This is a genomic window from Legionella sp. PATHC039, from assembly GCF_026191275.1.
GTDB lineage: Bacteria > Pseudomonadota > Gammaproteobacteria > Legionellales > Legionellaceae > Legionella > Legionella pneumophila.
In genome coordinates this window covers 217,353-237,487 of record NZ_JAPHOP010000001.1, presented here as the reverse complement: position 1 = coordinate 237,487, position 20,135 = coordinate 217,353, and the positions used below count along the sequence as shown (strand labels likewise).

Below are 20,135 nucleotides of genomic sequence, written 5' to 3'. Positions count from 1 at the left end.
GATAAACTAAATGACCGAATTAAATACATTTTTTAACGATGAGATTGGGGTTTTTCGTGAGTCCTGTAGAAATCTTACATCTCACTGGCATAAACACTTTTGGTTTCTGCTTGTCCTTTTTCTTGCAATTCAAATTGAGTTTTCTGGTAATCCAAAGATTGTTGCCACCTGGAAATAATAATCGTGGCGATTGCATTAGCCATCATATTAATAATTGACCTGGCTTCATTCATGAATTTATCGATACCCAAAACAAGAACGACGCCTGCAACAGGAATGTGTCCTATCGTTGCTAATGAGCTCGCCAACACAATAAACCCGCTTCCGGACACCCCAGCGGCACCCTTGGAACTAATGATCATGACTCCCAGCAGCGATAACTCTTGCCAAACTGTTAGATCAGTATTGGTAGCCTGTGCAATAAACATGGCAGCCATCGTTAAATAGATTGCGGTTCCTGCCAAATTAAAAGAATATCCTAATGGCAGAATCAAGCCGACTACAGATTGCTCACATCCCAATCGTTCAAGCTTCTGCATCAAACTTGGTAATACGGTCTCGGAGGAAGCGGTACTCCACACGATTAAAAGCTCATCCTTTAAATACCGTAACAAATGCCAGATATTAATTTTGCAGTACCATTGCAAAAGACTTCCCAAGATAATCAAGATAAAGAAAATGGAGGTTAGATAATAACAAGCCAATAATCCAATTAAATTAAACAAAGGGCCAACTCCAAATTTTCCTACACTGAATGCCATGGCAGCAAAGGCAGCTACAGGCGCCATATACATTACAAAATGAACGATTTTAAAAAAGACATTAGACAGGACTTGCATTCCAGTAACCAATGATTTTCCTGCATTGCCTGTAAGAATCAGGCCAATCGCAAACAATATTGAAATAAAAATAACTTGCAGCAGTTCACCGTCGACAAAAGCGCTAATAAAAGTTCTGGGGATAATATTAATCAGCAGATCAGTCACATTGGTTACCTTATGTGCCCCATCAAGGTAAGAACTCGCTTCTTTGGCATCCAGAGAATTGGGATTCACATTTAAACCAACACCAGGCTTAAAATAATCTGTCGCCAGAAGACCTATCAGCAATGCCAGAGTTGTGATGAACGTAAAAAAAAGCAATGCCCCGCCTGCCAAGCGCCCAACTTGCCTCATATCATTCATTGCTGCGATTCCGGAGACCAGAGTAAGAAATATAATAGGGGAAATTAACATCTTAATGATTTTGATAAAAACATCGGCTATGGCTTTTAATTGAACCCCTACATCAGGCATAAAATATCCAAGTAAAATACCAATGAAAACACCCAGAAGAACTTGTACATATAATTTTTTAAGAAAATTCATTTTTATTCTCCAGGTCATTTACTATAAACAACTATTCAAAAGCAAAGCATGAAGCACTAAAAATTCTTTCCCTAGACAAATCATTATTACATGAATAGTTTAAATTATTCTAGATATGATCAATATTGATATATTTTTTCAATTTTAACTATTATTAAAACAATTTGAAGAGATTTTGTAAAATAAAATTGCAGAATTGATTGCTTAAGGATCGTTTGATGCCTGTTTACTAAGGAAGACTAGGTGAATATGAACCATCATTAAGGAGTTAGCAAAATGGAAGGGGTAAATTTTATACTTTTAGGCCTTAAGGACTATTATATAAAAACAATCCATTTTCATCATTGCCATTACTTATATCACAAAGCCAATCGATAATTAACAAACTTGTGCCTAAAGCAGGGTTATAGAAATTTACACGCAAAGTAGCAGTATTATCTTCGAAGACATTTAAACGGCCAGAAGCAGATAAAAACACGCCAGGTGAATACTCAAATATCTTGTTTGAGACAGTAGTTACCGTATCTCGTAATTGATCATTAATTCTGGTTCGAAAATGCAAATACTCTGTAAAATTGAATCTTGTTGAAGCGCCATCCAAATTCTGTACTAATTGAGTTTGCAGTGTGGGATCTGTAATTTGGCATCGATCCAATCGTATAATGGCCTTGACGTCATCACCTCGTTCAACCGCCCTGACCAATTGCGTGAAATTAGTCAACAAAGAATTATTAGCCAACAAAGAAGTAATTGCATGGGCATGGTCTATAAATAAAGACAAATAAATTAACAATAGAAAGCTATTCCATTTCTTCATAACGTCCCCTCTTATTGATTAATTATTTGCTTAATCCTTCAGCGCAAATATTATATAAAGTGTATAACCAATAATCGACATTTGCCAGAAAATTTCATTTCCTTTTAAGAAGATTGGGGATTTTATGTAAGTCGTGTAGAATTTAGTAAGTTTTTTTAAAAGATAATAAAAACAATAATATTTTGGGCTGATGAAAAAGTAAGCATTCCCGGGCATAAATTTCGAGGTCAAGTTAAAAAGATCAAAATTTTTTATAAACTCTATATTTTCAAAATGGGTATCCTTTTGTTTCTTTAGAGTAACGTGAGTTATGAATAAATATTATATAAGAACCAGTCGATACCCAGGGAGCCGTTCAGGCTGAGGAGATGCATAAGCATCGTCTCGAAGCCTTGGTATGAAAGATTAAATCTCCTACAAGGCTTCGAGACGGCATATAAATGCCCCTCAGCCCGATCGGTTTGAGATAACAACTGATTTTATCCATAACTCACGTTAGTATAAATACATGGAATTTACGTCATACATTTAATCCAAAGAGACACTATGCAAAACATACAGCACCTGATTGACTACATTCTTCATATCGATGTTTATTTAAATGCCTTTGTATCAACATATGGGTTTTGGACTTATCTTGCGTTATTTGCTGTCATCTTTTGTGAGACAGGCTTTATCGTCACACCTTTCTTACCGGGAGATTCCCTATTATTTGCTGCAGGAAGTATCGCCGCTCAACCAGGAAACCCTATGAATATCATGCTGTTGTTTGTTTTGCTTTTCATGGCTTCGATATTAGGGAATCAAGTGAATTTCCTTGTTGGACGTGTAATAGGCCCTCGTGTCTTTAGCGCCAAGCGCTCCTGGTTACTGAATCCCAAGCATCTGCATGATACCCATACTTTTTATGAGAAGCATGGCGGCAAAACAATAATACTGGCGCGTTTTATTCCCATAATACGCACCTTTGCTCCATTTATTGCGGGTATTGGCAGGATGCGATCATTGCATTTCACGCTTTTCAATCTGATCAGCGCCATACTTTGGATTGGAAGTCTTCTTAGCCTGGGATATTATTTAGGCTCAATCCGATTAATAAAAGAGAATTTCTCATTGGTCATCTATGGGGTCATAGCGATTTCAATTTTACCGCCCATCATCGCTTTAATTAATAAAAAATCAACGTCCTCAATTAAAAAATAATATACTCTAGGGACTTATGCGGGTGCAAATGGCTCTAAGGATGCCTTTTACACCCGCTCTTACTGGGGAACATATCTGTTGGCAAACAATTGCACTTCTAAAACAGATGCTAGTTTATTTAAAGAAGAAGTAAAATGCCTGGACAAATATTGCAAATCTTTTTTATTGTCATGATTCCCTTGTAATTCATCCAGTAACATTGTTCTATAGGAGTGTGGATGTGTATTTCCATTTCTGCTGTCATTCAAATAATGAACCAAAGCTTCTTTGGCTTGGCCATAATCTGTTATTTTAGAAAATGTTTTGCAGAAGTTATTCGCCCGATCTCGGCCTGTCTGACCATGATAATGAAAAAAGCAAAACCAGATGCTTTCACTGTAAGTGGTGTAAGTGAGCGTAGCATTAGCAACAATTCGTTTTAATTGCTCCAGTTTTCTCTGCTCTTCACTAACTACCGGTCTATCATGGAAAAACCCTTTACTGATTGGTTTATTGGTTTCATTTCCTTTCCTGTTATGAGGATTAGTTAGTGTATCAAAAGGGGGTACTATAAAGTCTCGAGCTGATTCTTTTCCAAGAAGATCCTCGGTAACTGTTGGTTGATCCATCATTCTTTTAACTCGACTTAAAGGGGTGTTACGTGCTAGAAGCATTCCTGTAGTGGCTCTCTCCGTTGTAATTTGGGTAGTCCAATGTGTATTATTGCTACTAGTTAAAGTAAGAGTATGTCGTTCTGGAATATCGAAAAATTCTTGAATTGGACTATCATTCCTTAGCACATGAAGATTCACCTCAAACGCTTCGGCTAAATAATCTAAATCCAAATGAGTTCCCCAGAAAAAATCCTGAGTGATGTTATTCATAGCGGTAATGATAGGTGACTCACTCCTTGGCTCTGTGTCCAGAGTGATATTGGCTGGATTTGTGGTTTCGCCATACAATAAATTCAAAAAGAGGGGAACCAAAACATCATTTTCATGCCCTGGATGTACACTGTCTCGATCGATCTCTGCCATTTTAATCAATATAGGAACAGAATCGGCAAAAGGATTGTAACGGGAGTCCGTATCCTGAGGATCACCATAATATAAGGCTGCAAAATTAACAAAATTGCTGTTTCCAGTTAATCGATTATAATTTCCATTTCTGAATACGCAGGCATTTCTTAATTCTCGTATTTGATATTGATAGGTCACTATTCTTAAGGAGCTTTGCAACCTGTCCAGTAATTCTTTATCGGGATCTTCAAGATTAAGTTTCAAAATCTTATCGTATTGATCTGAAATTGACCTATCGAGACCTACCCATCGATCAAACATGGTTCTTCTATTATACTTTGCCTCTTCCTGAATTATATTCACCAAACCTATCGCAAAGGCATAAAAAGCGCAATTGCCAAGGCCAGGGTTATCAATAGTTCTTTCTCTTAAGAAACCGCCAGGCTCTTCGATCAAATCCAATTGCTCAGATGTTGGTGCACTAACTTGTTTATCACCTCTATAAGCCTCCAAGGAAGTCATTTTCAAACGTGAGGGTGTCGAATCCAGAAAACGCTCGCTATCTTCTTCATTACACAATACATTCCAATGCTCTTCCCGGTTCTCTAATCTGATTTTGATTCGGCTGTCCGTAATGTCCTCTTCTCTATTCTCAACCAGACTGATCGCTAAGGCATCTGTCATACCCTTTAACTCATCACAGCTATAACCCCTTTGAAAGGCACGAGGATCTGAACTGATCTTTTTCTTTAAAGCAGACAATAATTCTTTAGCCTTTTCGGTCAGAAATTGTTTTACATTTTCACGTGTCAGTTCAAGTTTGTAGTCTTTAAGAATTTCTCGTAATTTATCTAATAAAGGCGCCCTGTCTTTGTTCAAATCCAGATTTTCCAATTTGGGAAAAAGAGCCTCGCCCAAATCCCCTATGTTTTGCAATTGAAACCAGGCTTGGCCATTTTCAATATTGGCCTTATTTTTCCATACAAGATTGGTTAATTCATTTAGAACTTCTTCATCCAGATGATCTTGATATTTCTGATTCAAATTAAATAATACGGGTGCCAAAATCAGCTCAATGTCTCTGGTATCGTTGTAATAGGCTAGCCACTCTTTTAAAGTTTTCCAGCTTTTGGGGTTAAATTTCGGGTGATGTTTGGCAAATTCATCCAGCAAGGCCTGATAACCGGGTGTATCCAGCTGCGAATCCACTCTTCCGCTCAAGATCTCGACACTCAGTCCGATTGACACTGCATTAAATAGACAAGCGCCATCTCCAGTAGCCTTAATTGTCTTCGCCATACATACTCCCGATAGTTCTGGTCAGTGAATAAAATTAATGTTCACATATTGTACTCTAAGGGGGTATAATAATCAATTAAAAAGAGCTCATCAGGCCTTTAAAAAATTAACTATCCACTGGGCAATAATTGTGTCATCCTCATGTAACTCAAGAGATTTCATCCCTTTTGCAAATTCAATTTCATTGACCGAGTCCTCACGAGACACCATCAAATCACGAGAATAAGATTTAGTAAACTCAGGATGCCCCTGCACACTCAAGAAAGAACCAATTTGCATCATATAATTTGGACAAAAATCACTCCCTGCCAATATCTCCGCACCGGTTGGTAACTCAATCACCTGATCTTGATGGCTAACTAGCAAGTTGAAGCAATTTAGAGATGGTCTCATCCATTCTTTGAATTGGTAAATTTGATTTTGTGACATACCTACCCCCCAACCCTTGGGAGATTTAATCACTTTTCCACCTAGGGCTTTCGCTATTAATTGATGCCCAAAGCAAATACCAATTAATTTTTTTTGGGAAGCATGCAAAGTACGAACAAACTCTTCAAGCTTTCTTATCCAGGGATAATCATCATTCACCCCATGTCGACTTCCTGATATCAAATAAGCGTCTACGGCATCGATATCTGTTGGCAGCTCCCCATGCTCTGCATCAAATACAATAAATTCAAGAGTAGAATCCGCCGGGCGCAATAGATTGGCAAACATCTCAGGGTATTGACCATGATCCGCAACAAATACCTCGCTTACCTTATCACAAAGCAAAATACCAAGATTCATTTAATTCACCTAATTAATTATCGCAAAATTTTTATTGTCTCGATGGGTATGATCTCGAAAACCTCATGTTTTAGTCGGTGACATGCACAATGGAACCAAATTTTTCGCAGTGAAGTATCGATTGGTTCATGGCATCAGGAGCAGCTGCAAGATATTCAGTTACATGAAAAAAATCAAGCGCTTGGTATTGTGTATGACGCTCTAAAAAATCCCAATTGACTTTTGCACCATGAGCAATACCCACGTATGTTGCACTAGGGTATTGTAATTTAACCTCTCTCTCAAGACACTCCAAAAAGTTCACCTTGCCATATTCTGGGGCTGCCCCTAAATAAATAGTATACAACCGTTCTCCTGTGTTGTTGTACAAAATAATTGTTCCTGTCATGGCTTCTCGCCACCCTTCATTGACCATGAGCACACAAGTGCCATCAAGACTCACAGATACCGTGCTAACGATGTCATCAAGTTTAGGTGTTTCATACATCCACTCTACTTCCATAGCTTGAGCAATTGAGCCCACCACATCCACAATATTTTAAGGTGTCTAATAACATTTTCGGACTTTCCCCTTGCTCATCATCCTAACATGAACTATTTGAATAGGTGCCCTAGTTGTATCAAACCGCTATAGTGCCTCTGCTGTTGTAACACTACCCACTTTATTGACTGCGGATTGAATGGCCTCCTCCATATTCAGCATGGAACCATCCAGTTTAAATGGATGTGGCTTACTTTCGGTATCAGGATGATATCCTTATCTTGTGCCAAAGCATGCGCAGTCTCAATCGCTGTAAGCAGCGTCTCATGCAGGTATTACAGGAAAGGTGCCTGCGCTTGTCCGGGAAAAAACGCGTATTCGGTCAATTGATAAGGGTTTCCATTTTTTAGGCATCCAATATCCAAAGACGCAACCTTTGGATAACACCACAATGACACAGGCTGTTGTAAACGTTCCTAACACGGAGCAAGTTGAACAAAACCAATCCAAACCCGGGGGGGGGTAGAGACAATTTGGCAACCCGAAAAGCAGCCTCTTTTGCAAACACACATTGTTCCTCATGCAAGAACAAAGTACTAAGCGCGCGAGCAAGTTAAATGGATGGTCAAAGATGGGGTTTCTCCCCGGTGCATCATCAGTTACTTGCATCGATGGTGTCTGTGGTGGGTGAGAACAACTGCACACTGGTTATACCAGGACTTGCTTTTATGGTTTTTGGACTCATGCTGGGATGAGCATGTGGCGGCTTACGCCGCCGAGCTACTTCATCGACATGATGTCAATTCAGTCAAAGCTGAAACACTTGGTGATGATTATCTGGCGTCATCTGGTTTTCAAGTTGCGATTTGAGATCGATAAAATCGTTTGTTCTTACTTTACATAATGCCGTCATGGCATCTAAATCGAGCTCGGCGGTAATGCCGCGCCCCAGTCCGCCGGCGGCATCCCGCCCAGGGCAGAAGTAAAGCCCTTTATATATTGCAAAATCAACCGACAACTTAGAATCAATACTAAACCAATTTTCATCCTTGTCAGTAGTCCAATTATTAAATTGTTTCGGTGATTTTGGCTGCGAGGTAAACTCCGGCACAGGATAAAACGACTCATTAGAGCAGTATTCATCAACAATATGCATAGGTAGCCTTTTTTGTGCACCACCAACACCTTCTCGCCACTGCTTATCTATGACCTCCCAATTTTTAGCTCCTGGCGCGTTTATCGAATCTACTTGTGTTTGCAGCTCTTTAATGATGGTATTTTCGAAATCAAAACGCTTTTCAGTGATTGTTTTTCCATTAAGCCTATAAGTGACTCCGTCCGTGTTCACTTTGTTGTACTGAGCCATCAATCGTTCGAATACCTTTCTGCCCTCTTCATTCTGTGGGATACACGCAATCATTGCTGCCCACATATGTTTATCCAGGGCCCACAGCGCATATTCAAAAGCGCTGATGTTCTCAAATTCTCGCCCAGAACAATCCGTAACGACGCCCCGCTTAAAAATTAAACTTATGTCCTGCTTTAACATCGATTTAACCACATCATGTTTCCCGCGTGTCACATGATGCAATAATTTGGGAACATCAATAATAGGCTTAAACAATTTCAAATGATATTTTGATGTCTGAGCTAAGTTTACTAAATCACGGTTTGATAAACCTTGAGCAGTTTCAATTTTAAGTACTGGTGGTAATTCATTATACTTCTCGAATTTGGATTGCATATTTTCGCCTTACTTCTATTCATTCAGATTAATTTAGGCAAATATTATACATGAACATATTGAATAATCAAAGATCTATATGAATTTAAAATATACATATAGAGCTCTGTGTAAACGTTCACGCTCCTTGTCATGTAACTATATAAAAGAGTGATATTTTTTAAGACAAGGGGTTTTTATTACCCTCAAAAATTGCTATAAAGAGTCAAAAGATAAGATACTGATTTTATGACTGATTTATCGCAAATCAATTTAACGCCTAAGAACCTAGAAGAAGCATTAGAAACAATAGGCCATTTAGCAAAAATACTCATTGAGCTAAAAGAAGAAAACAGGTTACTCAAGGAAGAAAATGCTTGTCTTAAAGAGCAGTTGAATACCAATTCAAAGAATTCCTCATTGCCCCCCTCACGAGACCTGAAGAAGAAAAAACACAGTAAAGCCAAGAGTGGTCGTTCCCGAGGGGGTCAACCCGGCCATAAAGGACATCAACGCATATTAGTACCTATAGAGAAAGTCAATTCAGTGATTATTTGTCCACCCCAAAGGCATTGTGATTGTGGTAAAGAGTTAGATGTTTTAGGTCAGTTTGAACGACATCAAGTTTTTGAACTACCTACCCCCCGTTATGAAGTGATTGAATACCAGCTTCAAACTGGATGCTGTAGAACATGCCGACGCCGCTATCAAGGCAATTTGCCTGAAGGCGTGAGTCGTAAGGGATTTGGTCCCAGAGCTCAAGCGATGGTGAGTTTATTGACCAGTAAATACCGGCTGAGTAAGCGTTTGGTTCATGCTTGGTTTGCTGATGTTTATCAAATGCCCATTTGCTTAGGAAGTGTATCGAATGTTGAGCACACGGTGAGTCAATCACTCGAGCAAGCTCATGAAGAAATTAAAGCCCAAGTTCAAAACGCAACAGTGATTCATTTAGATGAAACAGGCCATAAAGAATGCTACCAAAATGGTTGGGCATGGATTATGAGCACACAGGAAGCGACTTATTTCAAATTAGAGCGTTCTCGAGGAAGGAAAATTGCTAAAGAACTCATTGGTGATTTTCGAAACCACATTTATGTAACAGATCGTTATTCTGCTTATGATTTTTTGCCGGATAGGAATCGTCAAGTGTGTTGGGCTCATTTGAAAAGGGATTTTCAAAAAATATCCGAACGCCCTGGAGTGCCAGGAAAAATAGGAAAAAGGCTTCTTAAAGCTTATGAGCGTCTTTTTAAGTTCTGGAAAACAGAGTATGACCCAAACATGCTCTCGTTTAAAAAACCTAGAAAAAGGTTTCGTTATTTTAAAGCAAAATTACTTCGTCATTTACGAGAAGGAGCTCGGTGTTCGCATAAAGCAACTGCTAGAACATGCACTAATATTTGGGAGTCTGTTGCTAGCTTATGGAGCTTCTTTGAACTACCTAATGTTCCTCCAACAAATAACCACGCTGAGCGTCAACTCAGACCTCTGGTTATTTCTAAAAAACTTACTTTTGGAACTCAATCTGAGCGAGGCAGTCGTTTTATTGAACGTATCTTTTCTGTTGTTACTACTTGTATACAACAAAAAAAGGATGTGTTGGCATTTATCATCGAAGCCCTTCACCAATGGGTTGCAACTCAGAAAAATTTAGACGCCCCTTTGCAAGGGGCGTGAACGTTTACAGCTCTGTTTCTAATACACTCTCACATTAATCCGAGGTCACAACCGTCTGGATTAGACTCAATTTCAATATACAAGTCCTTTCCATCTGATTTATACCTGGCAAACAACCCGTTTCTGCACCTTTTCCTTTACAACGATTACTCACCAATGGCTTTGCTCAATAGTTCTTTGTATTGCTCGAATGTAAAAAGAACAGGATTGGAAGCTGCTGCCGCATCCTCAGTGGCCATTTTTGCCAGTCTGTTTATCTGCGAATGATCAATACCTAACTGACTTAATGTATTTTCGATTCTTAACTCTAATCTCATCTGCTCTATCCAATCCAAAAAACCATCAAATCCATTTGCTATTGATAAATAATTTGCCATACGCTCTATCTTGTTTTCAATTTCACTACGATTAGCCAATAAAACATAAGGCATCAAAACTGCATTAAGCCGCCCGTGATGGACATCATAAATTGCACCTAATGGATGAGCCAAGGCATGCATCGCTCCAAGACCACGCTGAAAAGCGGTAGCTCCCATTGCTGAAGCAACTAGCATATGGGTTCTTGCCTCCAGGTCACTACCATCCTTGTAAGCTTGGATTAAATTCTCCTTGATTAATCTTATTCCTTCCAACGCAATACTTTCTGCCATAGGATGATAATAATTGGAACAATAAGCTTCAAGACAATGGGAAAGAGCATCCATACCTGTGGCTGCAGTGAGTGATTTGGGAAGCCCGACTGTTAACTCTGGATCCAGAATAACCATGGCAGGCAACATTTTAGGATGAAAAATAATTTTTTTAACCTGCTTTTCAGCATCGGTAATTACAGAAGCTCGCCCGACTTCTGAACCAGTTCCTGCGGTTGTTGGAATGGCAAGAACTGGGGCCATGGCTGAAACATTCACCCGAGTCCAGTTATCACCCACGTCCTCGAAATCCCATAAAGGTCGATCCTGGCCAACCATTAAAGCGATGGCTTTGCCGGCATCCAAAGCCGAGCCACCTCCGAAAGCGATCACGCCATCATGCTGGCCAGCGTTAAAAGCACAGACTCCATTCATCACATTGTCACCAGTAGGATTTGTTTTAATTTGGCAAAATAACTCCGTTCGCAAACCGGATGCCTGAGCCTGTTGTATGACTTTACTCACCATTAACGACGAGGCCAATCCCGGGTCTGTGACTAACAGAGGAGCATTAATACCTAAGTCACGACATACTTTCGCTAGTTCATTGATTCGCCCAGCCCCAACCAGGATTCGTGTCGGGTAATTCCAATTGACAATTAATGATTGGTTTTTCACGTATGATCTTCCTTTGATTCGAAAAAGACCATTGTAACTGATAGCAAGTACCTTTCCGCAGGAAAGATTAGGTCTTTTTTATAATTTTATTTTGAGTTTTAAGACGTAAGTAATCGTAGATATCAGGCTTTAAGTCTTAATTTTAGTTCTGATATGGAATGATTTGGGCCGCGTTAAAGACTCAAAGCCTATGGCGGATAAAGTACAACCCCTGCCTGATTTTTTTACACCTGTCCAAGCCAAACCGGGATCAAGGTAGTCGCAACGATTGATAAAAAAAGTACCTGTTTGTAATCGTTCACCAATCGCTATTCCTCGATGAATATCCTGAGTAAATACAGCAGCGGTCAAACCATAGTCACTATCATTCATCCTTTCGATTGCCTCTTCATCACTATCAACCGACATGATCCCTACGACTGGGCCAAAAGTTTCTTCTGTCATAATTCGCATGCGATGATTAACATCGGTTAAAATTTGCGGTGCCAGATAGGGTGTACCAGGTCTATCCATTACAAAATCCCGGGTATTTATATGTGCTACTGCCCCTTGGGCTACCGCTTCTTTGATTTGCTCTCTAACAAAGTCAGCTGAAGAAGCACGTACCAGTGGACCCAGAGTGGTTTCTGGATCATCGGGCCGTCCCAATTTATACTGTTTAACCAAATTAACCGCTTTATTAACAAATTGTTCGCATATCTCTTTATGAACATAAATCCTTTCTATACCACAACAGGATTGGCCTGAATTAAAAAACGCACCATCTATAACTGTTTCTACTGCATGATCCAAATCAGCGTCTGCTCTGATATAAGCCGGATCTTTTCCACCTAGCTCCAAATTCACAGGAATGAAACGTCCTGCCAATGTCTGTTCAACTCTTTCACCGCCGGCAACTGAACCTGTGAAAGCGACAGAATTAACTGCTGGCGATCTCATGAGTTGTTCTGTATCTTCATGTGTCAAATGCAAATATTGAAAAACACCCATGGGTAAGCCCGCTTTTTTGAATGCCTGATCGAAACGCTCAGCCGCTAACGGAGTTTGCGCAGAATGTTTCAAAATCACAACATTACCCGCCATAAGCGCAGGAATAATCGCATTGACTGCTGTGAGATAGGGGTAATTCCATGGCGCTATAACCAACACAAGTCCTAACGGCTCTCGTTTGATGTATCTTGTAAATCCTTCTTTTTCAGGTAATTCCACAGAAGCCAGCGATGATTCGGCCTGTGCAATCATATATCTTGCTCTCTCTTCAAACCCATTGATTTCACCAGCTGCGTATCGAATTGGTCTACCCATTTGCCAGCAAATTTCTTCTGCAATGTCTACTTTGCAAGCGACTATTTCATTGACAGCAGCCAAACAATATTCCTGGCGTTCAGCCAGAGAAGACAAAGGCCACAGTTTTTTTGCTACTTGTGCTTTGCTTAAAACAGTTTTTATCTCTTCTTGATTCGCATACTCTCTCTCAACATAAAGAGAGTTATCGACAGGAGAATAGGTTTTTAAGGCAGCAATCATTTTTTAATCCATGAGTTTTATAAAATCTGTCGTTTCAATTAAATAATTTCAAAATACCTGTCGAGTTCCCAATCAGTAATATGTTTTCTAAACTCTCTCTCTTCCCATTCTCTTGAAGCAGCAAAATGCTCAACAAATTCTTGACCAAATAATTCATAAGCAGCGGAAGAGTTTTTTAAATTTTGTGCCGATTCCCATAATGTGCGAGGCAACGCCAATGCCGAACTATGCTGTTGCTCGTAGGAATTCCCTTTTACCTCAGCCTCAGGCTCCAACTCATTCTCAATGCCATATAAACCGGACCCTATGGCAGCAGCCAACGCCAGATATGGGTTTGCATCTGCAGAACCCAGCCGATATTCAATACGCTGTGACTTATCACTGCCGGGAATCACTCGTAAAGCGGTGGTGCGGTTCTCGACACCCCATGTTGCTTCTGTTGGAGCCCAATAGCCGGGAATTAGTCTGGAATAGCTGTTCACAGTTGGGGATAACATGGCTAAAAATTCAGGCATCAACTTCTGCTGCCCGGCTAAAAAATGGCGTTGAATTTTGCTCATATTATATTCTCTGCCTGATTCATAAAAAGCAGACTTGCCGCCATCTCTATCTCGCAAAGACAGATGTATATGCCCACTTTGCCCAGGGTAATCACCTGACCATTTAGCCATAAAAGTTGCCATTTTATTATTGCGTTGCGCGAGAATTTTCATAAATGTTTTAAACAAAGCCGCTTTATCTCCTGCTGCCTCAGCATCATCAACAGCTATTGCTGCTTCCAGAACTCCGGGGCCTGTTTCCGTATGTAAACCTTCAATGGGGAAATCCATTTTTTCCGCCATAGTGAGAATTTGATGATAAAATTCAGCATGTACCGTATTACGAATAATTGAGTAACCAAAATTATCAGGAGTAACAGGCTTTAGGTTACGAAATCCTTTCGCACGCACGCTGTCAGGTGTTTCATCAAATACAAAAAATTCATATTCCAATGCGGCATAAACATCATACCCCATGCCCGCAGCTTTATTGATTACACGACGCAAGATCCCGCGAGGACAGATGGCTTCTGCTGCTTGTGAAAATTCAGCCATAAACAACAGTTGATTTTCTTCAAATAATATTTCACGACAGGTTGAAGGAATAATTCGCACTGAAGCGTCAGGATAACCCGTATGCCAGCCAGTATATTTCACATTATCATAAAGCTTATCTTTAGAATCCCATCCTAAAATGACATCACAAAAAGCAAAACCATGCTCCAAAGCCGAAAAAAACTTGTTACGGCTCATGTACTTGCCCAGCATCACACCATCGATATCAAAAAGACCAACCTTAACATGAGTTAATTGTCTTTCTTCCACGATGCGTTTTGCATCTTCTATGGTTCGGATCTCTCTTGGGTTTAGCATGGCATATCCTTATGTCGTTCTGTCAATGTAAGCTTCTTTACTTCCCAATGTCTAATTGCGGCGAATACGACACTGAGATAATAACCCATTTTGAATCCAGTTTTTTAAATAAGACGCTGCTTTCATTCCGACCTCTTCAGCAGGCATCCACTGGCATAATCCCTCACAAATCACCCCAAAAGAGGAGCCCTGAATCAGAGCGTCTAAAGCCCAAGCTTCTTCTTCCGACAAGCTGTAATATTGAATGATATAATTTTGACCCCGCCATAACACCCAGCCAGTAGTAGCAGGACTATCTTTCAACTCAGGAATCTCAAGATTATTGACCAAAGCTTGCCACAATGAAAAAACATTCCAACAAAAATCAAGCCTATGGACTGATGAATGAAGTACAAATCCCATCTCAGCCCAGGATTCGGGCGGCACTGCTGCCATCTCTTCTACATTAAACACCGTATCATCTGCTGCATCGAAGGCTAAGGTCATTTTCCATTCCAGCTCAGCCAGTTCATACAAATAATAGCAAGACTTCGCATAGTACTTTTTTATCAATTCAGGCAATCTATCACCATACCATCGGATTGAACGGTAAGAAGATGGGTAAGAATCAATATAACGAGCACTTAACTTTTCAAATTCCTCAGTACCTAAATACGCATATAAAGCGGGGTAATTTGCTGCCAAACATTCAATCAATCTCAATCGATAACCGTCTTTATAAATATTCAGACGCGTTTCTGTTGAAACTAACTTGGTTGGCACTATGGATTCTTTAATTAAGTCCTGCCCGTAATAAATGAATTCTTGCAATTGGGCTTGTAAAGTCAATAGCGATTTCATACGGCTACCTTTTCTTTTGCAGCTTGTATGGCAAGGCGTTTTGCATGATTAATTTCACTTAAAAGCTCGCTAAAATCAGGCATGTTATCATCACGTTCAATCATAGTGGATACAGGCCCAAGTCTCTGTATGGTTGCCTCATAAAGATCCCAAACTGGCTCAATCACTGGAGCATTGTGAGTGTCTATAATGTAATTTCCGTGATTAGTGTGACCCGCCAAATGGATTTGGGCTACTCTTCCAGGAGGCATGGAATTAATATAAGCCATTGGATCGAAATTATGATTGAATGAACTGACATAAACATTGTTGACATCCAACAATAAATAACAACCGGATTGTTTTACTATTTCCAGAATAAAATCCCATTCTGACATTTCTGACTGTTTGTATGTAAGGTAGCTTGATACATTTTCAATTAAAAAAGGACGTTTTAAGAAATCTTGTATTTCTTGAATACGGGATACGATGTGTTGAATAGCTTCAGTTGTATAGGGAACCGGTAATAAATCATGCGTATTTAATCCATGAATGCCAGTCCAGCATAAATGATCTGAAATCCAGACAGGCTCAATACGAGAAGCTAATTCTTGTACCTGCTTCAAATAATCCCAATTCAAAGGATCAGTGCTTCCCAGAGAAAGAGAGACGCCGTGCATGACAATAGAATAGTGTTCGCGAATTTTGTCCAGATAAAAGAGAGGCTTACCTCCGGGGATTAAATAATTTTCAGTTAATATTTCAAACCAATCCAGATCAGGTTTGCTCGTCAGGATTTCTTCATAATAGTTTGGTCGCAATCCTAAACCAAAACCTAAATACGGTAATTTTTGATCTGACTTATTTGGGGATACTTCCATATTAAACCTAAAAAAGAATGGGGACCAGGCATGTTTTTCTACATGCCTGGCAAGATGCGACTGAACTAATTGCTATTATTCAGCAACAGTACCACCTTGTTTTTCGCAATCTTCTTTAGACATCTCAAGAATACCTTTTCCTTTGCAAGAATTTTGACCTTTGCAAGCATTATCAGCAGTTTTACAGCTGCCTTGACCTTTACAAGCATTAACACCTTTACAGTGAATTGTTGTGGTTGTAGCATCAACAGCAAATGCAGGAGCCAAAGCAAACATAGAAGCCGCGCCAACAGCTAAAGCAGCGCCTGTTAATTGTAATTTATTCATAGCAATTCCCTTTTGATTAAATGAAAATGATTGTAAAGCCGGCAAATCTGAATTGTGTTGCCAATAGCATTTTAAGAATCAATAATCAAAAAAGTCAAGATTATCCAAACTGATAAATAATTATTTTTTCAAATAGTTAAGTAAATTATTTAATTACACTACAAATTTTGAAAGTACTTTATATCACCAACTCCCGCCGTTTAATCGAACAGGTTCGGGAGACAATTGAATCAATTTGCGATTTTCTAATTTCCGGATCATTAAGCGGGATTGGCATCTAATCCTTTGAATAAAAGCTATTATTTCTGCACCGGAAAAAATCACACGAGAATATTGCGAAAAAACTGGAATATGAATGATTGTTCCCTGTTTTCTGAGTCTCTATAGCTCTTGCTCAGAATATTAAATCGAATGTTATTTTGGGGATTGGTTAATCCAAATTTACTTTTTCAAGATAGTTAGGTATCTTGCAACTCCATCCTAGCTCCGCTTCAATATGTCCCTTTAACCCTAATGCCGCTTGAGGCTCGCCATGGGTAATAAAAACTTCCTTTGGGGCTTTCTCAAAATGCTTTAGCCAAACTAGTATTTCCTCATAATCTGCGTGAGCAGAGGCATTGGTTAACATAGCTACCTGAGCCCTGACTGGATAATCATCGCCATGGATTTTAACGGACGGCTCATGATTTAACATTTTTTCACCTCTCGTTCCAGCAGCCTGGAATCCGGTCAAAAGGATAGTACTTGCAGGATCAGGAGCATATACCTTCAAATGATGCAAAACCCTGCCCCCTGTCATCATGCCACTTGCAGAAATAATAATTTTAGATTCGCGCCCCCAATCCACTGCCATGGATTCATTTGGGGTATGGACATAAGCCGCTATTTGGCAGACGGCTCGACACTCCTGGGCACTTAAGCGGTGCTCGTTATGATGTTTTAATAATAATTCAGTGGCATCAATAGCCATAGGGCTATCCAAATAGACAGGGACATCAGGAATTAATTTTTTTTGTTTTAAAATATACAAATAATACAACATAGTTTGTGCTCTACCGACTGCAAAAGCAGGAATTAGCACTGTACCACCTCTTTTACAAGTCTTATTGACTATGTTGGCTATAAACGCTAAAGGATCGGTTTTATCATGCAAGCGATTCCCATAAGTTGATTCAATCACCAAATAATCGGTAGATTTCATTAACTCGGAAGGCTTCATAACAGGATCATTGAGTCTTCCAATATCACCACTAAATAATAACTTGATTTGCTTTGTTTGAAATTGCATAAATGCAGACCCTAATATATGCCCTGCTCTATGCCAACTGATTTCGCAATCCTCCATTAAAGGATAAGGGGTGTCATATTCTACTGATTCAAAATACTTTAAGGTATTATTTGCATCTTCCTGAGTATACAAAGGTAAAGCCGGATGGTGCTTGCTGTACCCATATTTATTTGCCCTTCTGGCATCTTCCTCGTGCAAAAAACCGCTATCAGGCAGCAAGATAGAACATAAATCGGTTGTTGCAGCTGTTGCATAGATGCGCCCCTTAAATCCCTGTTTCACCAATAATGGCAAATAACCACTATGATCAATATGTGCATGGGTCAAAACAACCGCATCTATCGATTCTGGAGACACAGGCAGGGGTGACCAGTTTCTTAGTCTCAATTCTTTTAACCCTTGGAAAAGTCCACAATCTACCAAAATCTTTTTATTATTTGATTCTACCAAGTACTTAGAACCGGTAACCGTGCTGGTAGCGCCTAAAAAAGACAATTTCATAATAATACCTTGTTGTATGTCATTCTCAGTACTGTAATGAATAACACGACCTATTGCCAATTTATTTTAAAGTCATTTGAAGTTTGAAATTGTAAATCTTTATCCCGCCCATTCACTTGCACTTAGGGTGTGGAGGCTTTTATAAAACTGCTTTTTAAGTTTTTTACCCACTTGTCTCTATTCTCTTTAGTCATATCCGATTTTTTAATTGCATAATGAAGCACATAAATTCCATCCTTGCCCTTGGTAATTTTCAGAATTTCGTCTTGTTGCAGATTGGCAGGCTCTTGAATTTTAAACTCAAAAATTAGTAGATTGGGTTGCTCCTCAATGACATGGACAATATATTTTACCCCTGATTTACTCAAGTTGTTTAAAAATTGATCACCAAACTGAGCTGGAGTCATGTTGATTAAACCCGGCATAAATTGTGTAGTAATCAACTCTTTCCAGTTATTAATGTCATCTCCAACAGGAATATACTCAATGGTAACCATCTTATCTGTTTTCTTTCCCCAAGCGATCTTCCATGGCCTGTCATCAAAACGTACTATTTGTTTCTCATAATGGATAAGCTGTGAATCACCTGAGGAATCAGCCAAAGGAACAACACTGCAATAAAGTTCTCCTTTATAGGTTACAAACTCCACACATTTAGGATTATTTTCTTTATTGACTTTGATTAATTTTTTTGGAAGAGAAGAGCCATTAGGCTCTGCGTAGCAAATAACGGCATTAAGTAATCCAAAACATAACCCAATGAAATAATTCATGCTCTTAATCCAAAAAGTGGATACTATTTAATTGTAGACGTTGAAACCCATGACCCACAATTTTGATTAGGCAAACTGGTATATAATTATATTAGAGAGCTAATAAGGAGATTACCATGAATGGTTGCAAAATCAGTCCTGTTGGACTGGGTCTTTCTTTAGGAATTCTATGGGGATTATCATTGTTAGTCATGGGATTAATCGCCTATTTTTATGCCTATGGCAGGCCCTTTGTTGAAGCAGTTGCCAACTTATACCTTGGCTACGAACCTTCTGTCCTGGGAAGCTTCATTGGTGGCGTCATTGGCTTTATTGATGGGTTCGTCACAGGATTCCTTATCGCTTGGCTTTATAATTGCTTTAGTTGTTGTTCTTGTTGCAGAGGCAAAAAAAATAAAAAAGAATAAGCTTGCTAACAATGAGAAGCCCTGACGTCAATGACGTTAAAACCAACGTCATTGACAAGAGTAATTAATTCATTCAAGGGTTAAAATCATTTATGGGCGAACAATAATACGGTTCTCTACTGACTGAACCCCTTGAACTTGTCTGGCAATTTGTTCTGCAATATCGCTCTGGCGAATTTTTTTCACATAACCACTTAATATCACCACATTTTGATTGGATTCCACATGAATTTGATTGATCACAGGATCATTACTTTCCATTAGTGAATCCTTTACCGACTGAGCCAAAGTCATGCCTGATGGATTAGACGGAATAAACATGTTACTCACGGTATTGGTCTGACAACCTGCTGTAAACAAAATCAAAAACACAATGATTATACTGGATAAACATTTTAGCATCACAGCCTCCAAGATAGAGTGGATTTATTTACACTGCATTAAAAGAACCAAATAATAGCACAACTCCCCGTATTTCTATAGTCAAGCCACTACCTATAAACCATCGTTTGCCAAGAGAAACTTAAGTCTTTTCA

Annotated in this window: 17 protein-coding genes and 1 pseudogene; 3 read left to right on the top strand and 15 right to left on the bottom strand. The window is 39.3% G+C overall.

Translation table 11 applies throughout. The features are described 5' to 3' along the window. Positions 1-74: 74 nt before the first annotated feature. Entirely contained in the window at positions 75-1,367 is a 1,293-nt protein-coding gene (gene dctA / locus OQI99_RS01170; RefSeq protein ID WP_265731118.1) for a C4-dicarboxylate transporter DctA, read from the bottom strand. A 307-nt stretch (positions 1,368-1,674) separates the two neighbouring features. Further along, the gene (locus OQI99_RS01165; protein ID WP_265731117.1) at positions 1,675-2,184 is read right to left on the bottom strand and encodes a hypothetical protein; all 510 of its coding nucleotides are present in this window, start codon (positions 2,182-2,184) and stop codon (positions 1,675-1,677) included. A 546-nt stretch (positions 2,185-2,730) separates the two neighbouring features. Here OQI99_RS01165 and OQI99_RS01160 point away from each other — a divergent pair. After that, positions 2,731-3,387 carry a DedA family protein gene (locus tag OQI99_RS01160; protein ID WP_265731116.1) on the top strand — a complete coding sequence of 219 codons (657 nt, stop codon included), beginning with the start codon at positions 2,731-2,733 and terminating at the stop codon, positions 3,385-3,387. Positions 3,388-3,446: 59 nt separating this feature from the next. Here OQI99_RS01160 and OQI99_RS01155 read toward each other — a convergent pair whose 3' ends face one another. The 4 genes and pseudogenes from OQI99_RS01155 to OQI99_RS01140 all read right to left on the bottom strand — a co-directional run bounded on the left by OQI99_RS01155 (position 3,447) and on the right by OQI99_RS01140 (position 8,698). Next, positions 3,447-5,684, bottom strand: coding sequence for a hypothetical protein (locus OQI99_RS01155; RefSeq protein WP_265731115.1), 2,238 nt, complete (start codon positions 5,682-5,684; stop codon positions 3,447-3,449). A 90-nt stretch (positions 5,685-5,774) separates the two neighbouring features. Continuing rightward, on the bottom strand, positions 5,775-6,473 hold the full coding sequence (locus tag OQI99_RS01150) for a glutamine amidotransferase-related protein (protein ID WP_265731114.1): 699 nt from the start codon (positions 6,471-6,473) through the stop codon (positions 5,775-5,777). Between the two features lie 59 nt (positions 6,474-6,532). Further along, positions 6,533-7,188: pseudogene (locus OQI99_RS01145) on the bottom strand (hypothetical protein); the annotation flags it as partial. A 574-nt stretch (positions 7,189-7,762) separates the two neighbouring features. Continuing rightward, the gene (locus OQI99_RS01140; RefSeq protein WP_265731113.1) at positions 7,763-8,698 is read right to left on the bottom strand and encodes an F-box protein; all 936 of its coding nucleotides are present in this window, start codon (positions 8,696-8,698) and stop codon (positions 7,763-7,765) included. A 228-nt stretch (positions 8,699-8,926) separates the two neighbouring features. Between OQI99_RS01140 and tnpC the strand changes: the two genes are divergently transcribed. Beyond that, entirely contained in the window at positions 8,927-10,357 is a 1,431-nt protein-coding gene (tnpC, locus tag OQI99_RS01135) for an IS66 family transposase (RefSeq protein ID WP_265731112.1), read from the top strand. Between the two features lie 146 nt (positions 10,358-10,503). Here the strand turns inward: tnpC and OQI99_RS01130 are convergent, their stop codons facing one another. From OQI99_RS01130 to OQI99_RS01095, 8 genes are all read right to left on the bottom strand, one after another. Then, positions 10,504-11,664 carry an iron-containing alcohol dehydrogenase gene (locus OQI99_RS01130; protein WP_265731111.1) on the bottom strand — a complete coding sequence of 387 codons (1,161 nt, stop codon included), beginning with the start codon at positions 11,662-11,664 and terminating at the stop codon, positions 10,504-10,506. Between the two features lie 129 nt (positions 11,665-11,793). Beyond that, entirely contained in the window at positions 11,794-13,191 is a 1,398-nt protein-coding gene (locus OQI99_RS01125; RefSeq protein WP_265731110.1) for an aldehyde dehydrogenase family protein, read from the bottom strand. 38 nt (positions 13,192-13,229) lie between these two features. Next, positions 13,230-14,603, bottom strand: a complete 1,374-nt coding sequence (locus OQI99_RS01120; RefSeq protein ID WP_265731109.1) for a glutamine synthetase family protein — start codon at positions 14,601-14,603, stop codon at positions 13,230-13,232. Between the two features lie 51 nt (positions 14,604-14,654). Beyond that, positions 14,655-15,443: a DNA-binding domain-containing protein gene (locus OQI99_RS01115; protein WP_265731108.1), complete on the bottom strand. Its 789-nt coding sequence runs from the start codon at positions 15,441-15,443 to the stop codon at positions 14,655-14,657. Further along, positions 15,440-16,303, bottom strand: a complete 864-nt coding sequence (locus OQI99_RS01110) for a DUF692 domain-containing protein (RefSeq protein ID WP_265731107.1) — start codon at positions 16,301-16,303, stop codon at positions 15,440-15,442. Before OQI99_RS01110 ends, OQI99_RS01115 begins: the two co-directional genes overlap by 4 nt. Before the next feature lie 75 nt (positions 16,304-16,378). After that, on the bottom strand, positions 16,379-16,630 hold the full coding sequence (locus OQI99_RS01105; RefSeq protein ID WP_011216159.1) for a hypothetical protein: 252 nt from the start codon (positions 16,628-16,630) through the stop codon (positions 16,379-16,381). A 430-nt stretch (positions 16,631-17,060) separates the two neighbouring features. Then, positions 17,061-18,419: an MBL fold metallo-hydrolase RNA specificity domain-containing protein gene (locus OQI99_RS01100; protein ID WP_265732334.1), complete on the bottom strand. Its 1,359-nt coding sequence runs from the start codon at positions 18,417-18,419 to the stop codon at positions 17,061-17,063. A 122-nt stretch (positions 18,420-18,541) separates the two neighbouring features. Then, positions 18,542-19,192 carry a hypothetical protein gene (locus OQI99_RS01095; RefSeq protein ID WP_265731106.1) on the bottom strand — a complete coding sequence of 217 codons (651 nt, stop codon included), beginning with the start codon at positions 19,190-19,192 and terminating at the stop codon, positions 18,542-18,544. Positions 19,193-19,308: 116 nt separating this feature from the next. Between OQI99_RS01095 and OQI99_RS01090 the strand changes: the two genes are divergently transcribed. Continuing rightward, entirely contained in the window at positions 19,309-19,599 is a 291-nt protein-coding gene (locus tag OQI99_RS01090) for a bacteriophage holin (protein WP_265731105.1), read from the top strand. Positions 19,600-19,689: 90 nt separating this feature from the next. Here OQI99_RS01090 and OQI99_RS01085 read toward each other — a convergent pair whose 3' ends face one another. Then, the gene (locus tag OQI99_RS01085) at positions 19,690-20,001 is read right to left on the bottom strand and encodes a BON domain-containing protein (protein WP_061512700.1); all 312 of its coding nucleotides are present in this window, start codon (positions 19,999-20,001) and stop codon (positions 19,690-19,692) included. Positions 20,002-20,135 lie beyond the last annotated feature (134 nt).

Bases quoted from the DNA above. Each gene is read 5' to 3' on its own strand.
- dctA (WP_265731118.1), bottom strand. From the start codon at position 1,367: ATGAATTTTCTTAAAAAATTATATGTACAAGTTCTTCTGGGTGTTTTC.
- OQI99_RS01165 (WP_265731117.1), bottom strand. From the start codon at position 2,184: ATGAAGAAATGGAATAGCTTTCTATTGTTAATTTATTTGTCTTTATTT.
- OQI99_RS01160 (WP_265731116.1), top strand. From the start codon at position 2,731: ATGCAAAACATACAGCACCTGATTGACTACATTCTTCATATCGATGTT.
- OQI99_RS01155 (WP_265731115.1), bottom strand. From the start codon at position 5,684: ATGGCGAAGACAATTAAGGCTACTGGAGATGGCGCTTGTCTATTTAAT.
- OQI99_RS01150 (WP_265731114.1), bottom strand. From the start codon at position 6,473: ATGAATCTTGGTATTTTGCTTTGTGATAAGGTAAGCGAGGTATTTGTT.
- OQI99_RS01140 (WP_265731113.1), bottom strand. From the start codon at position 8,698: ATGCAATCCAAATTCGAGAAGTATAATGAATTACCACCAGTACTTAAA.
- tnpC (WP_265731112.1), top strand. From the start codon at position 8,927: ATGACTGATTTATCGCAAATCAATTTAACGCCTAAGAACCTAGAAGAA.
- OQI99_RS01125 (WP_265731110.1), bottom strand. From the start codon at position 13,191: ATGATTGCTGCCTTAAAAACCTATTCTCCTGTCGATAACTCTCTTTAT.
- OQI99_RS01120 (WP_265731109.1), bottom strand. From the start codon at position 14,603: ATGCTAAACCCAAGAGAGATCCGAACCATAGAAGATGCAAAACGCATC.
- OQI99_RS01115 (WP_265731108.1), bottom strand. From the start codon at position 15,443: ATGAAATCGCTATTGACTTTACAAGCCCAATTGCAAGAATTCATTTAT.
- OQI99_RS01110 (WP_265731107.1), bottom strand. From the start codon at position 16,303: ATGGAAGTATCCCCAAATAAGTCAGATCAAAAATTACCGTATTTAGGT.
- OQI99_RS01105 (WP_011216159.1), bottom strand. From the start codon at position 16,630: ATGAATAAATTACAATTAACAGGCGCTGCTTTAGCTGTTGGCGCGGCT.
- OQI99_RS01100 (WP_265732334.1), bottom strand. From the start codon at position 18,419: ATGAAATTGTCTTTTTTAGGCGCTACCAGCACGGTTACCGGTTCTAAG.
- OQI99_RS01095 (WP_265731106.1), bottom strand. From the start codon at position 19,192: ATGAATTATTTCATTGGGTTATGTTTTGGATTACTTAATGCCGTTATT.
- OQI99_RS01090 (WP_265731105.1), top strand. From the start codon at position 19,309: ATGAATGGTTGCAAAATCAGTCCTGTTGGACTGGGTCTTTCTTTAGGA.
- OQI99_RS01085 (WP_061512700.1), bottom strand. From the start codon at position 20,001: ATGCTAAAATGTTTATCCAGTATAATCATTGTGTTTTTGATTTTGTTT.